This window comes from Ruegeria arenilitoris (genome assembly GCF_013035315.1).
GTDB classification, from domain to species: domain Bacteria; phylum Pseudomonadota; class Alphaproteobacteria; order Rhodobacterales; family Rhodobacteraceae; genus Ruegeria; species Ruegeria arenilitoris_D.
In genome coordinates this window covers 31,229-44,150 of the sequence record NZ_WQHP01000011.1, presented here as the reverse complement: position 1 = coordinate 44,150, position 12,922 = coordinate 31,229, and the positions used below count along the sequence as shown (strand labels likewise).

Below are 12,922 nucleotides of genomic sequence, written 5' to 3'. Positions count from 1 at the left end.
CCGCTTCAAGCGGATTTTCGCCGTTTTTACAAGCAAATCCGCGTGATCGGACCCGTTGGGTGACGCCATTAACACTTTGTTAAGGAATAAGCGTGATCACAAACAACGGGGTTCGGCACCACACACTCTACCAAGTGCCGAGGTTGTTGCAAATGAAAGTACTGATTGTTGAGAGTAACCCCGACCTTGGTCGGGTCTGGAAAAGGCATCTGGAACGGCAAGGCGCCGAAGTGACGCTTGTTGCCGGTCAAGAGGCTGCGATCCTTGCGCTTTATGGCACGGATTTCGATATTATCGTGTTGGATCTGATTCTGGAAACCGGCAGCGCCTTGGCTGTGGCCGATTTCGCCAGTTATCGGCGGCCCGAGGCGCGGGTGATTTTTGTCACCAACACCACATTCTTTTCGGACGGGTCGATCTTTGCCCACAGCCCGAACGCATGCGCCTATGTTCAAAGCGGGACGCCGCCAGAGGATCTGGCGGCGATGGTAGAACACTACGCGGCGGGTCGCTGACAGCGCCCGTGCGGTTCCATATAGTCCAGGACCGGGTTCGTGGGGATGATCCGGTGCGGATTGATGCTGTCATGGCTAAAGTGATAGTGGCGCACGATGTGGTGCATGTTCACCGTCTGAGCGACGCCTGGCCATTGATATAGCTCGCGGGTGTAGGCCCACAGGTTCGGATAATCGACCAGACGCCGCCGGTTGCATTTGAAATGCAGGTGATAAACCGGGTCGAACCGGATCAGCGTCGTGAACAGCCTCCAGTCGGCTTCGGTTACGCGATCGCCCATCAGGTAGCGGTTGTGGGCCAGACGATCTTCCAGCCAGTCCAGTGTTTCAAACAGGGGGGCAACGGCGGCATCGTAAGCCTGTTGCGTTGTTGCAAAGCCCGATTTGTAGACGCCGTTGTTTACGTTGGAATAGATCCGCGCGTTCACCTCTTCGATGTCATTGCGCATCGCCTCGGGCCAGTAATCGTCCGTGTTGCCAGTGATCCCGTCAAAGGCCGAGTTGAACATGCGGATGATTTCAGAGCTTTCGTTCGACACGATCGTCTGCTGGGCCTTATCCCACAGGATCGGCACCGTGACACGGCCCGAGTAGTTTGGGTCGGCTTTGGTATAAATCTGATGCGCAAAGCCAAGACCATAGAGGGTGTCACCGGTTGCGCCGTGATCGTCCGTTTCAAACGTCCAACCGTGATCCAACATATCGGGGTGCACGACAGAGACCGAGATGTGATCGCTCAGGTCTTTGAGTTCGCGAAAGATCAGGGTGCGGTGCGCCCAAGGGCAGGCGAGACTGACATAGAGGTGATAGCGTCCGGCTTCGGCGTTGAACCCGCCCTTGCCCGTAGCCCCGGCGCTGCCATCGGCGGTCAGCCAGTTGCGAAACTGCGCGGCGCTTCGTTTAAAAGCCCCACCGGTGGATTTGGTATCGTACCAGGTGTCGTGCCATTTGCCGTCGACCAAAAGGCCCATGCTCAGTCCTCCGAAAAGCGGTTTAGCCAAATATAGTTCGGTGGATTTGGTGATCCTATGTCGGACGGCGCGCAGCATGCCTGCGTTCATGCACATCTCGGTTGAGATTTCTGTGCAACAGATTGAAATCAGGGCAACCTCTGTGTCCGGGTTCACTGGATTTTTACGATTTGGCCTTCACAATAATAGCCTCTGCCGAGGGGAACATTTTATGAGTACCTATGTATCAAAGGAAATTTCAGCCGAATTGGATGCGGCGCGAATCGCTGGTTTGAAAAAAACCAGCCGCCTTCGTGTCGAAATTGGCGACAATACCTATAAAATTTTAAGACTGTGGAAAGACGGCTTTACGGTCGAAGCCGAAACCACGCCGCAATTGCGCGGGCTTGTCGATATCTACGATGGCGCAAATCACCTGTACCAGTGCCTGATCATTGCGGATCAGGATGAGGCGGGCGAAATGCGCTATGAGTTCAAGCGCAGTACAGCTTCGGCTGACAGGGCACCGCTTGATTTCTATCGTGCCCCGGACGCGCCGATTGCGCTGTTGGGGCACGAAGAATAGGGCTCAACCGGCTTCCGGCAGTTATTGCAAATCGGCAAACGCGCGTTTCAGCCGCGCGCATGCCTCTTCGACGCGCCCGCGTTGCGTCGCCAGATTGAACCGCTCGAAGGTCTCTCCACCTGCTCCGAAACCGGGGCCGGACGAGGTTGCGATTTTGGCATCCGCGCGCAGACGGCGGATGAATTCGTCGTGGTTCATTCCGGTGCCCGAGAAATCGACCCAAGCAAGATAGGTCGCCTGCAGTGGCATGGACCACAGACCAGGGATGTCGGCGATGGCCGCGTCAAAGACTGCGCGATTGCCAGCAAGATGCGCAATCTGTTCGTCCACCCAGGCAGCGCCTTCAGGCGAATAGGCCGCGGTGATCATCGCAACCCCAAGCGCGCCGGGATCATAATCCAGTGTCTGGATGCGGTGCCGCATGGCCGCGCGCAGCTTTGGATCGGGAATGATCATATTCCCCGTGCGCTGCCCTGCAATGTTGAAGGTCTTTGAAGCCGCCGTCAGCGTGACTGTCCAGGGCCGGGCATCAGGCGCTGCTACATCCATCGGTACGAAGGTGTTTCCGGGATAGACCAGATCGTGATGAATCTCGTCCGACACAAGGATCAGTCCGTTGCGTTCTGCAAAGGCCGCGACGGTGCGCAGTTCGTCCGGCGTCCAGACCCGGCCTGAAGGGTTCTGAGGCGAGCACCACAGCAACATCTTTTCCGACCCATCCAGCCGCGACTGCGCGTCTTCCAGATCGAGAACGTAGGTGTCGTTCTGCCGGACCAACGGGCATTCAACAACGCGGCGGCCGGATTTGTTCACCTTGTGTGCAAACTCATGGTAGACGGGTGTGAAAATCACCACACCGTCGTCGGGTTCCGTCCAGACGTCCAAGCACAGGGCGATTGCATTGCCCAAGCCTTGCGAGGTCAGAACCCAATCTGTGTCAATGTCCCAGTTGTGGCGGTTTCTCATCCACCACTGGACCGAGCCCAGGTAATCCGGGTGCATCCAGGAATAGCCGAACACACCGTGATCGGCGGCTTTGCGCACGGCGTCGATGACGCAAGGCGCGGTTGGATAGTCAGAATCTGCCGTCCACATGGCCAGCCCGTCTTTTGGCGAAACGCCGTAGAGCTGCTCCATCTTGTCCCATTTTGAACTATTGGTTCCCCGGCGGTCGATCAGGTCGTTGAAAGTCATGTCTGCTCCATCTGTCGGATCGAAAGCTAGCCACTATTGCGGCAGGCGCAAGGGGGGCGTTGCGGCGCGGGACGGGATGCCCTAAATCAACCTCATGAAACGCAATATCCTGATCCATCCCGATCCCCGCCTGAAAAAGGTCTGTGCGCCTGTGGCCGACATCAGTGACGAGCTGCGCAAGCTGGCCGACGACATGCTGGAGACGATGTATGACGCGCCGGGTATAGGCTTGGCCGCGCCGCAAATCGGTGTGCTGGACCGGCTGATCGTGATGGATTGCGTCAAGGAAGAGGACGAGGCGCCTCGTCCGCTGATCATGTTCAACCCCGAGATAGTCGCCTCGTCCGATGAGACGAATGTCTACGAGGAAGGCTGTCTTTCGATCCCCGAGCAATTCGCCGAGGTGACGCGCCCGAAAGTGGTCGACGTGACTTGGATCGACCGGGATGGGAATTTGCAGCAAGAGACATTTGACGGCCTCTGGGCGACCTGCGTTCAGCATGAGATTGACCACCTGAACGGCAAGCTGTTCATCGATTATCTCAAGCCTCTGAAACGCCAGATGATCACGCGCAAGATGCAGAAACTGAAACGCGAACAGGCCCGCGCATGACCGTCCGCACTTGCCTGCCGTGGCCCGACAAGCGTCTGCGGACCAAGGCCGAGGATGTTGCCGAGATCAGCGATGAAATCCGCGCCATCTGGGACGATATGATCGACACGATGGAGGCGATGCCTGGCGTTGGCCTTGCTGCGACGCAGATCGGTGTGATGCTGCGCCTTGCCGTCGTCGATGGTTCGACCGAGCGGGGCAGGGCCGTGCGGCTGGCGAACCCGGAGATCCTGCACAGCTCGATCGAACTGCGCGAACATGATGAGGCCAGCCCGAACCTGCCCGGTGTTTCGGCCAAGGTGAAACGTCCGCGCGCGGTGACGGTCAAGTTCCTGAACGAACAGGGGATGGTGGACCGCCGCGATTTTGTCGGAATCGAGGCCACCAGCGTGCAGCACCAGATCGATCACCTGAACGGGCGCATGTATTTCGACCGGCTGAGTAAGGTCAAACGGGATATGCTTCTGCGAAAAGCCAAGAAACAGGGGTAGAGATGCGCGTCATTTTCATGGGAACGCCCGATTTCTCGGTTCCGGTGCTGAATGCATTGGTTGAGGCGGGGCATGAGATCGCAGCTGTCTATTGCCAGCCCCCGCGCCCGGCGGGGCGGGGCAAAAAGGACCGTCCCACGCCTGTCCATGCCCGCGCCGAGGCGCTGGGCCTGACCGTGCGCCATCCGGTGTCTCTGAAATCGACCGAAGAACAGGATGCCTTTGCTGCTCTGAGCGCGGATGTGGCCGTTGTCGTCGCCTATGGTCTGATCCTGCCACAACCCATTCTGGATGCGCCTGCGCAGGGCTGCCTGAATATCCACGCCAGCTTGTTGCCGCGCTGGCGCGGGGCCGCGCCGATCCATCGCGCGATCATGTCCGGTGACGCGCAGACCGGCATCTGCATCATGCAGATGGAGGCCGGGCTGGACACTGGGCCTGTTCTGCTGCGCGAGGCGACGGATATTGGCAACGAAGAGACCACCGACCAGTTGCACGACCGTCTCTCGGTGATGGGTGCGGGCCTGATTGTTGAGGCTCTGCGCAAATTGCCCAACCTGACGCCGGAGCCGCAGTCCGAGATCGGCGTCACCTACGCCGCCAAGATCGACAAGGCCGAAGCCCAGATCGATTGGTCCCGCCCCGCGGTCGAGGTCGACCGGCAAATCCGGGGCCTGTCCCCGTTCCCCGGTGCATGGACCGAATTCGACGGCGCGCGCATCAAACTGCTGGCCTCGCGGATTGCCAAGGGGCAGGGCGTGCCCGGTCAGGTGCTGGATGGCGCCCTGACTGTGGCTTGTGGCGAAGGCGCGGTGGACTTGCTGCGCTTGCAACGGGCAGGGAAAGGCGCGCAGGATAAAGAAACCTTTTTGCGGGGCTGGCCCATTCCGGCTGGCAGCCGCCTGACAGCGGAGTAGTCGATGTTCATGGTGCTTATGGGCACAGTCGTCATTGCCGGGATCGTCGGCTACCTGTCCGAGAAAACGGGCTTCACCCATAACGGGTACCTGCCGTCGATCATTATCTGCGTCGGCGGTGCCTTTTTTGTTTTACTTTGTGCGTATCATGTTCGGTATCAGTTTTGGTCCCCCCGGTCTGGACGCCGTGCTGTCATCCATCGGCGCGCTGATCATCGTGCCGACCCATTGGAGGAAGTGATATGCCGGTCATCGCGCTGATCATCATCGGAGCCGCCGCCGGGTTTCTGGCCACCCGTCTGATGCGGATTGAGGCGAACATCCCGACCACCATGTTGATTGGTATCATCGGCGCATTGGTCGGTGGGTTCCTTCTGCGTGCTTTGATCGCCGTCGCCGGATGGTTGTCTGGTTTTGTCGGGGCCGTGCTTGGCGCGCTGCTGGTAATTTGGATCTGGCAGGCTTACTTTCGGCGCTGACGGCCCGGCGGTTTTGGCCGCCAATTGCATCAATTACGCGGTGGTCGCGCCTTATAGACCGGAAGCCGCCAGCCAAACACCAGTGATCCCGCCCGCAGCGCCCAGCAGATCAGCGCGCAGGCCGCGAGCGTTGTCAACTCGTCAAAGCCCAGTCGGTTTGCAAGAACGGCGACCACCGCCCCGGAAAAAGCGCAGGACACGTACAGCTCGCCTTGCTTCAGGACCAGCGGCACCTCGTTGCAGACCACGTCGCGCATCAGCCCGCCCAGGCATCCGGTCGTAACTCCCATCAGCACAACGATGACGCCGGACTGGTTCAAAGACAGGGCTGCTCCTGCTCCAGCCGCTGCGGCGATGGCAAGCGCGAAACTGTCCAACCAGACCAGCCAGTTGTATCGGCTTTCGACCCGATGAGCGGTGAAGAACACCAACACGGCCGCGGCTGTGGCGATCAGGATGTAATCCGGTTGTCCAACCCAGAACACTGGATGCCGATCCAGCAGAAGGTCTCGGATCGTGCCGCCCCCGACCGCGGTAAGGCAGGCCATGAAAGCAAAACCCACCAAATCCAATTGGGCACGGCTGGCCACAAGGGCGCCTGTCAGGGCAAACACAAAGACCGAGGCATAGTCGAGCAGCGCAAGACCGCTCACGCTTGTGCCTTTTTGGGTTTGAACGGGGCCATACCAGCCCTGGCCAGCTCATCCGCCTTTTCGTTTTCAGGGTGGCCCGCGTGGCCCTTGACCCACTCCCAGGTCACATCGTGGCGCATCTGCGCCTCATCCAGGCGCTGCCACAGATCAACGTTTTTGACGGGTTTCTTGTTCGAGGTCTTCCAGCCGTTCTTCTTCCAGCCAAAAATCCACCCCGTCACGCCATTTTTCACATAGGCGCTATCGGTGACCACCGTGATCTTCGAGGCCCGTTCCAGTGTTTCCAGTGCGCTGATCGCAGCCAGCAACTCCATACGATTGTTAGTGGTTTCGGCCTCGCCGCCGCTCAATTCACGCTCTTTCAGGACCGTGTCGCCGTCCATCGCGCGCAGTAGTACACCCCAGCCTCCGGGGCCGGGATTGCCGGAGCAAGCACCATCGGTATAGGCAAACAGATCAGGCATGGGCGAGCACCAGAATAAAACCGTCATACGACCCGGCCAGACCTGTGCCCATGCCGGTTGTGATCTGGTCAATGGTAAACCCGGCCTGCGCCAGCGCGTCTTCGATCTCGGTTTGCGAGAAATAGGTATAATAGCGGTCGATCTCGTCGCGGTGTTCACCGGTGCCCAGCTTTAGCCCAAGAAAGAAGATGCCGCCGGGTTTCAAAGCTCGCTGAATGGCTGCCAAGTGGCGCGGGAATTCCGCACGCGGTGCATGCAACAGCGAAAAGCTCGCATAGATACCATCATAGACGGCGTCCTCGGTCACGTCATCGAACGTACCCAAATGCGCATCCACGCCGTTTTCACGGGCGTAGTCTACGAAGGCGGGTGTCGCATCCAGCGCCCGAACCCGCAGGCCCTGACGTTGAAAAAACGCGCTGTCCGCACCGGGCCCTGACCCCAAGTCCAGCACAAAGCCTTCGGGTGCGACCGCCTCGGCAAAGGCCATGCGCGCCTCGATCTGTTCAGCGGGCAGGGGGACGCTCAGGTATTCGGCGACACGGGTGGTATAGGCGTCGATGGTCTTGCGGTCAGTCACAGGTACACTCCTACAGCAAGACATATCAGGACGACGCTCGTCAGCAAAATCCGCAGCCGCAACCACCATGTCGGGGTCAGCCGCCAGTAAGCGAAAATCGCATCCAGAATGAGCAAGCCGGCGAAGCCGTACATCAGGTTAATACCGGCCTCGACCGGGCCACCGCCTGTCATGAAAAACGCCCAAAGTGCGGGAAGGACGGACAACAGATAGCATGTCGCGGCCTTACTGCCCGAAGTCTTGGTGGCAAAACCCCAAAGGACGCCGGACATAAAGCTGAGGATCACTGAGCCGTAGAACAATTGAACATAAGGCCCGACAAATCGCGACCCCAGTGCTTGGCGACCCCAATCCTGCAGGTCGCCGTTCAGATAGGTCAATGCACCCCATACGAACGGGATCAGCCCGGCCAGCCCCAAAACCAGCGGGGCGTTTGGGATGCCTCTCATGCGGGTTGCCTCAGAACGCGGGGCACTTTGAACTCGACGTTTTCGACGGCGGTCTCCACCAGTTCGACCGTGACGTCATAGTGATCCTTGAACGCGTCGATGACCTCATTCACCAGCACCTCGGGCGCGGATGCCCCTGCGGTGATGGCGATGGATGAGATCCCTTCCAGCGCCCGCCAGTCGATATCAGAGGCACGTTGAACCAGTTGCGCATAGTTGCACCCGGCGCGCGAGGCGACCTCGACCAAACGTTTGGAGTTCGATGAGTTCGGTGCGCCGACGACCAGCAGAGCATCCGCCTTCGGAGCCACAGCCTTGACCGCCTCTTGCCGGTTGGTGGTGGCGTAGCAGATGTCTTCCTTGTGCGGGCCAACGATCGCGGGAAACCGGGCCTCAAGCGCGGCGATAATGTCTTTGGTGTCGTCCACCGACAGTGTCGTCTGCGTTACAAACGCCAGTTTGTCTGGGTTGCGCACCTGAACCGTGGTCACGTCCTCGACCGTTTCGACCAGCAATACTTCGCCCTCGGGCAGCTGACCCATGGTACCGACGGTTTCTGGGTGGCCTTTGTGGCCGATCATGATCATCTGCAGACCTGCATCCGCGTGGCGCTGCGCCTCGACATGGACCTTGGAAACCAGCGGGCAGGTGGCGTCGACATAAATCATCTCACGCTGAGCCGCGGCTGCCGGAACGGATTTTGGCACGCCGTGGGCCGAAAAGATCACTGGTCGATCATCGGGGCATTCATCCAGCTCTTCGACAAAGATCGCCCCTTTAGAACGCAACCCATCGACCACGAATTTGTTATGCACAATCTCATGGCGCACATAGACGGGTGCCCCCCATTTCTGCAGGGCCATTTCCACGATCTTGATGGCGCGATCAACGCCGGCGCAGAACCCGCGCGGTGCGGCAAGATATAAGGTTAGCGGTGGCTTGGTCATGTCTCGGTCTCCATAAGGCACAGGTAAGTCTTTTCCTGGCCTTGGTCCAGACAGGACATCGTCATTGAACTGACATGAATCGATGTTAGCCAACAGGTGTTTCAGCACCTGTACTTAGTTAAAGAAACGCGGCCAGGTTGGAAAACCTGACCGCGTCTATTTCTTCCCCCCGGGTTTGTGAGTGGCCCGGTCTTATTGTCCGCCTGCGGCAACGCTGCGCGGTTCCATAGGCATTTCACGCGGAGGCCGCCCGATCACGTCGCGCAGGTCTTCCAGTTCGATAAAGTTGTCTGCCTGACGGCGCAGTTCGTCCGAGATCATAGGGGGCTGGCTGCGGATGGTCGAAACGACCGACACGCGCACGCCTTGGCGCTGTAGGCTGGCGATCAGCGGGCGGAAATCCCCATCGCCCGAAAAAAGCACGATATGATCGACGCGTGGTGCCAGTTCCATGGCGTCCACGGTTAGTTCGATATCCATGTTTCCTTTGACTTTCCGACGCCCCATGCTGTCGGTGTATTCCTTGGCCGGTTTCGTTACCATGGTGAAGCCGTTGTAGTGCAGCCAGTCAACCAGTGGACGGATCGGCGAATACTCGTCATTCTCCAGAAGCGCTGTGTAGTAGAAAGCCCGAAGCATTTTGCCGCGACGCATGAATTCCTGGCGCAGCAATTTGTAGTCTATGTCAAACCCCAGTGCTTTTGCGGCTGCATAAAGATTCGAGCCGTCGATGAACAGCGCTAGCCGTTCGTCTTTGTAGAACATAAATAGGTCCTTCCGGTACAATACAGAGCGCCGTGGTGTTACGTGAGTGGATATTGGAAATAGGCGGCGCGCTGGTATCCCTATAATTAGGCTATTTCGGCCGTATCGCAAGTATGCAATTCGCCGAATATAGCGAGTAGAAGGCACAAATTCATGTCAAACGCGGTTATCGCGCTCGGGGCCAATCTCAAATTGAGAGGTAATGAGCCCAAGGTGACACTTCGTGACGCACTTGACGCGATTTCGCGTCACGGCGTGGTGATTCGGGCCGTTAGTCGGTTCTACGAGACCCCTTGTTTTCCTGCCGGGGCAGGCCCGGATTATGTGAATGCAGCGGCCTTGATCGAAACGGAAAAGTCGTCAGCGGATCTGCTGGCGGTGCTGCACCAGATCGAGCACGAGTTTGGTCGCGAAAGGGTTCAGCGCTGGGGCATGCGAACACTGGATCTGGACCTTGTTTGTTATGATGATCAGATCTTGCCTGATAACGCCGAATTCGACCGTTGGTTGACCCTGTCGCCGGAAGAGCAGAGGCAGAGTGCGCCCGAGCAGTTGATCCTGCCTCATCCACGATTGCAAGATCGTGCGTTTGTGCTGGTGCCAATGGCAGATGTGGCTCCGGATTGGCGGCATCCGGTGCTTGGTCGCACGGTCCGCGAAATGCTTGCCGACCTGCCTGTCGAGGATATTGCGGCGGTCACAGCCGCGTGAAGGGTGCATTTGCAGCATTTCTTGCTTGTCAAGGCAGGGATTCGCGCTTAGATAAACCTCTTCCTGACATGGATTCAGTAACGGAGAGCGCCCAATGGCCCGCGTGACGGTTGAAGATTGCGTAGACAAGGTTCCAAACCGGTTCGAACTGGTGATGCTTGCCGCCCATCGTGCGCGCGAGATTTCCGCTGGTGCGGCAATCACTGTTGACCGTGACAACGACAAGAACCCCGTCGTGTCGCTGCGCGAGATTGCCGACGAAACTCAAAGCGCGGATGAGCTGCGCGAGCGCCTGATCGAGGCCAACCAGACTCAGATCGAGGTGGACGAGCCGGAAGAAGATCAGATGGCTCTGCTGATGGGCGCGGAATCGGACAAGCCTGCAGACGACGACATGTCCGAAGAGAAGCTGCTGCGCGCTCTGATGGAGGCTCAAGGCCAGGGGTAAGCCCCAAAGATGAAGGTGCGGACCGGATGATTTCTGCAGACGATCTGATTGCGCTGGTCCGCAACTACAACCCCAAGACAAATGCTGACCGCATCGCCCGGGCCTATGAGTTCGGTAAGCAGATGCATGATGGTCAGTTCCGCCATTCCGGCGAACCCTATTTCACGCATCCTGTTGCGGTTGCCGCCATCCTGACCGAACAGCGTCTGGATGATGCGACCATCATCACCGCCCTGCTGCACGACACCATCGAAGACACCAAGGCCAACTATGGCAAAGTCTCCGAGCTGTTCGGCGAAGAAGTCGCCAAGCTGGTCGACGGGGTGACCAAGCTGACCAACCTGCAGCTTTCCAGCCGCGAGACCAAACAGGCCGAGAACTTCCGTAAGCTGTTCATGGCCATGTCAAAGGACCTGCGGGTCATCCTGGTCAAGCTTGCAGACCGTTTGCACAATATGCGCACGATCAAGGCGATGCGCCCCGAAAAGCAGATCGTCAAAGCGCGTGAGACGATGGACATCTACGCGCCGCTTGCGGGCCGCATGGGTATGCAGTGGATGCGTGAAGAGCTGGAAGACCTCGCCTTCCGCGTTCTCAATCCCGAAGGCCGGCAGTCGATCATCCGTCGCTTTATCACTCTGCAACGCGAAACCGGCGATGTGATCCACCGGATCACCGGCGACATGCGGCACGAGTTGGAAAAAGCCGGGATCGAGGCCGAGGTGTTCGGCCGCGCCAAGAAGCCCTATTCGATCTGGCGCAAGATGCAGGAAAAGGATCAGGGCTTTTCGCGCCTGTCGGATATCTACGGTTTCCGCATCATCACCCAGACCGAGGAAGACTGCTATCGCACCCTCGGTGCGATCCACCAACGCTGGCGCGCAGTGCCGGGGCGGTTCAAGGATTACATCAGTCAGCCCAAGTCGAACGGGTATCGCTCGATCCACACCACGGTGTCAGGCCGTGACGGCAAACGGGTCGAGGTACAGATTCGCACCCGACAGATGCACGATGTGGCTGAAACCGGCGTTGCCGCGCACTGGTCCTATCGCGACGGTGTGCGTTCGGAAAACCCGTTCGCTGTCGACCCGGCCAAGTGGATAGCCAATCTGACCGAACAGTTCGACAGCGAAGAGGATCACGAAGACTTTCTCGAAGCCGTCAAGCTTGAGATGTATTCGGACCAGGTGTTCTGCTTCACGCCAAAGGGGGACGTGGTCAAACTACCGCGCGGGGCGACGCCAATCGATTTTGCTTATGCGATCCACACTCGCATCGGCCATGCCTGCGTGGGGGCCAAGGTGGACGGCATCCGCGTGCCGCTCTGGACCCGGATCAAGAACGGGCAGTCGGTGGATATCATCACCGCTGACGGCCAAACGCCACAGGTCACCTGGCTTGAGATCGCGGTTACCGGTAAGGCGCGGACCGCGATTCGACGCGCGCTGCGCGAGGTGGACCGTGAACGCTTTATCAAGCTGGGCAAGGAACTGGCGCGTTCGGGCTTTGAACACGTTGGCCGCAAGGCCACCGACAAGGCGCTGGACACGGCGGCGAAACACCTGCGTCTGAAGGATCGCCACGAATTGCTTGCGCGACTGGGAAGTGCTGAACTGACCGCCCATGATGTGGTCAGCGCGGTCTACCCCGAACTGACACAGGATGAAGGCGATGCCATTTCACCGCGCCGCGCGGTGATCGGTCTGGAGCCGGGGCAGAAATTCGACCGCGCGCCCTGCTGTCAGCCTTTGCCGGGCGAACGCATTGTCGGCATCACCTATCGCGGCAAAGGCGTTGTGGTGCATGCCATCGACTGTGACCGTTTGTCGGAATTCGAAAGCGAACCCGATCGCTGGGTCGACCTGCACTGGCATTCCGGCACCCACCCGGCTGTCTATGGTGCCACTTTGGACGTTACCATTGGAAATGACGCTGGGGTACTGGGGCGCATTTGCACATTGATCGGCGAGAAAAAGGCCAATATCTCGAACCTGGAATTTGTGGACCGCAAACCGGATTTTTACCGCCTTCTGGTCAGTGTCGAACTGCGCGACCTGGAACAGCTGCATTCGCTGATGCTGATGCTTGAGGCGGAAAGCGACGTTGCCGCGGTGGAACGCTACAGAGACAGGACCAAAACCGCAGTTGCGGCTGGCTGAG

General features: G+C 58.8%; 17 protein-coding genes and 1 pseudogene. 10 read left to right on the top strand and 8 right to left on the bottom strand.

Annotation, left to right across the window (positions count from 1 at the left end):
- The first annotated feature begins 152 nt into the window (after positions 1-152).
- Entirely contained in the window at positions 153-515 is a 363-nt protein-coding gene (locus GOV53_RS19040; RefSeq protein ID WP_170469451.1) for a response regulator transcription factor, read from the top strand.
- Here GOV53_RS19040 and GOV53_RS19035 read toward each other — a convergent pair.
- Positions 497-1,486 carry a glutathione S-transferase family protein gene (locus GOV53_RS19035; protein WP_170469448.1) on the bottom strand — a complete coding sequence of 330 codons (990 nt, stop codon included), beginning with the start codon at positions 1,484-1,486 and terminating at the stop codon, positions 497-499. The genes GOV53_RS19040 and GOV53_RS19035 overlap by 19 nt on opposite strands.
- A gap of 211 nt (positions 1,487-1,697) precedes the next feature.
- Here GOV53_RS19035 and GOV53_RS19030 point away from each other — a divergent pair, with 211 nt between their 5' ends.
- Positions 1,698-2,051: a hypothetical protein gene (locus GOV53_RS19030; protein WP_170469661.1), complete on the top strand. Its 354-nt coding sequence runs from the start codon at positions 1,698-1,700 to the stop codon at positions 2,049-2,051.
- A 21-nt stretch (positions 2,052-2,072) separates the two neighbouring features.
- On the opposite strand, the gene GOV53_RS19025 is transcribed toward GOV53_RS19030, so the two are convergent.
- Positions 2,073-3,245 (bottom strand): MalY/PatB family protein, encoded by a 1,173-nt coding sequence (locus tag GOV53_RS19025; RefSeq protein WP_170469445.1) that lies wholly within the window; start codon positions 3,243-3,245, stop codon positions 2,073-2,075.
- Positions 3,246-3,339: 94 nt separating this feature from the next.
- Between GOV53_RS19025 and def (GOV53_RS19020) the strand changes: the two genes are divergently transcribed.
- From def (GOV53_RS19020) to GOV53_RS19000, 5 genes and pseudogenes are all read left to right on the top strand, one after another.
- Positions 3,340-3,858 carry a peptide deformylase gene (gene def / locus GOV53_RS19020; RefSeq protein WP_170469443.1) on the top strand — a complete coding sequence of 173 codons (519 nt, stop codon included), beginning with the start codon at positions 3,340-3,342 and terminating at the stop codon, positions 3,856-3,858.
- Positions 3,855-4,349, top strand: coding sequence for a peptide deformylase (def, locus tag GOV53_RS19015; RefSeq protein ID WP_170469440.1), 495 nt, complete (start codon positions 3,855-3,857; stop codon positions 4,347-4,349). Before def (GOV53_RS19020) ends, def (GOV53_RS19015) begins: the two co-directional genes overlap by 4 nt.
- A 2-nt stretch (positions 4,350-4,351) precedes the next feature.
- A complete protein-coding gene (fmt, locus tag GOV53_RS19010; protein ID WP_170469437.1) occupies positions 4,352-5,266 on the top strand; it encodes a methionyl-tRNA formyltransferase in 915 nt (304 codons plus the stop codon).
- Positions 5,267-5,269: 3 nt separating this feature from the next.
- Positions 5,270-5,507 (top strand): annotated as a pseudogene (locus GOV53_RS19005) (hypothetical protein).
- A 1-nt stretch (position 5,508) separates the two neighbouring features.
- Positions 5,509-5,745, top strand: a complete 237-nt coding sequence (locus tag GOV53_RS19000) for a GlsB/YeaQ/YmgE family stress response membrane protein (RefSeq protein ID WP_170469434.1) — start codon at positions 5,509-5,511, stop codon at positions 5,743-5,745.
- 29 nt (positions 5,746-5,774) lie between these two features.
- Here GOV53_RS19000 and GOV53_RS18995 read toward each other — a convergent pair whose 3' ends face one another.
- From GOV53_RS18995 to GOV53_RS18970, 6 genes are all read right to left on the bottom strand, one after another.
- Positions 5,775-6,398 carry a trimeric intracellular cation channel family protein gene (locus GOV53_RS18995; protein WP_170428824.1) on the bottom strand — a complete coding sequence of 208 codons (624 nt, stop codon included), beginning with the start codon at positions 6,396-6,398 and terminating at the stop codon, positions 5,775-5,777.
- Positions 6,395-6,862 carry a ribonuclease HI gene (gene rnhA, locus GOV53_RS18990; RefSeq protein WP_170469431.1) on the bottom strand — a complete coding sequence of 156 codons (468 nt, stop codon included), beginning with the start codon at positions 6,860-6,862 and terminating at the stop codon, positions 6,395-6,397. Before rnhA ends, GOV53_RS18995 begins: the two co-directional genes overlap by 4 nt.
- Entirely contained in the window at positions 6,855-7,442 is a 588-nt protein-coding gene (locus GOV53_RS18985) for a class I SAM-dependent DNA methyltransferase (RefSeq protein WP_367648808.1), read from the bottom strand. The genes rnhA and GOV53_RS18985 overlap by 8 nt, the downstream gene beginning before the upstream one ends.
- Positions 7,439-7,891, bottom strand: coding sequence for a DUF3429 domain-containing protein (locus GOV53_RS18980; protein ID WP_170469426.1), 453 nt, complete (start codon positions 7,889-7,891; stop codon positions 7,439-7,441). Before GOV53_RS18980 ends, GOV53_RS18985 begins: the two co-directional genes overlap by 4 nt.
- Entirely contained in the window at positions 7,888-8,838 is a 951-nt protein-coding gene (ispH, locus tag GOV53_RS18975; RefSeq protein ID WP_170469423.1) for a 4-hydroxy-3-methylbut-2-enyl diphosphate reductase, read from the bottom strand. Before ispH ends, GOV53_RS18980 begins: the two co-directional genes overlap by 4 nt.
- 192 nt (positions 8,839-9,030) lie before the next feature.
- Positions 9,031-9,603 (bottom strand): LabA-like NYN domain-containing protein, encoded by a 573-nt coding sequence (locus tag GOV53_RS18970; protein ID WP_058278950.1) that lies wholly within the window; start codon positions 9,601-9,603, stop codon positions 9,031-9,033.
- Between the two features lie 153 nt (positions 9,604-9,756).
- On the opposite strand from GOV53_RS18970, the gene folK reads away from it, so the two are divergent.
- The 3 genes from folK to GOV53_RS18955 all read left to right on the top strand — a co-directional run bounded on the left by folK (position 9,757) and on the right by GOV53_RS18955 (position 12,921).
- A complete protein-coding gene (folK, locus tag GOV53_RS18965; RefSeq protein WP_170469421.1) occupies positions 9,757-10,314 on the top strand; it encodes a 2-amino-4-hydroxy-6-hydroxymethyldihydropteridine diphosphokinase in 558 nt (185 codons plus the stop codon).
- 94 nt (positions 10,315-10,408) lie between these two features.
- Positions 10,409-10,762 carry a DNA-directed RNA polymerase subunit omega gene (gene rpoZ, locus GOV53_RS18960; RefSeq protein ID WP_155142277.1) on the top strand — a complete coding sequence of 118 codons (354 nt, stop codon included), beginning with the start codon at positions 10,409-10,411 and terminating at the stop codon, positions 10,760-10,762.
- A gap of 26 nt (positions 10,763-10,788) precedes the next feature.
- Positions 10,789-12,921 carry a RelA/SpoT family protein gene (locus GOV53_RS18955; protein WP_170469418.1) on the top strand — a complete coding sequence of 711 codons (2,133 nt, stop codon included), beginning with the start codon at positions 10,789-10,791 and terminating at the stop codon, positions 12,919-12,921.
- The last annotated feature ends 1 nt before the right edge of the window (position 12,922 follow it).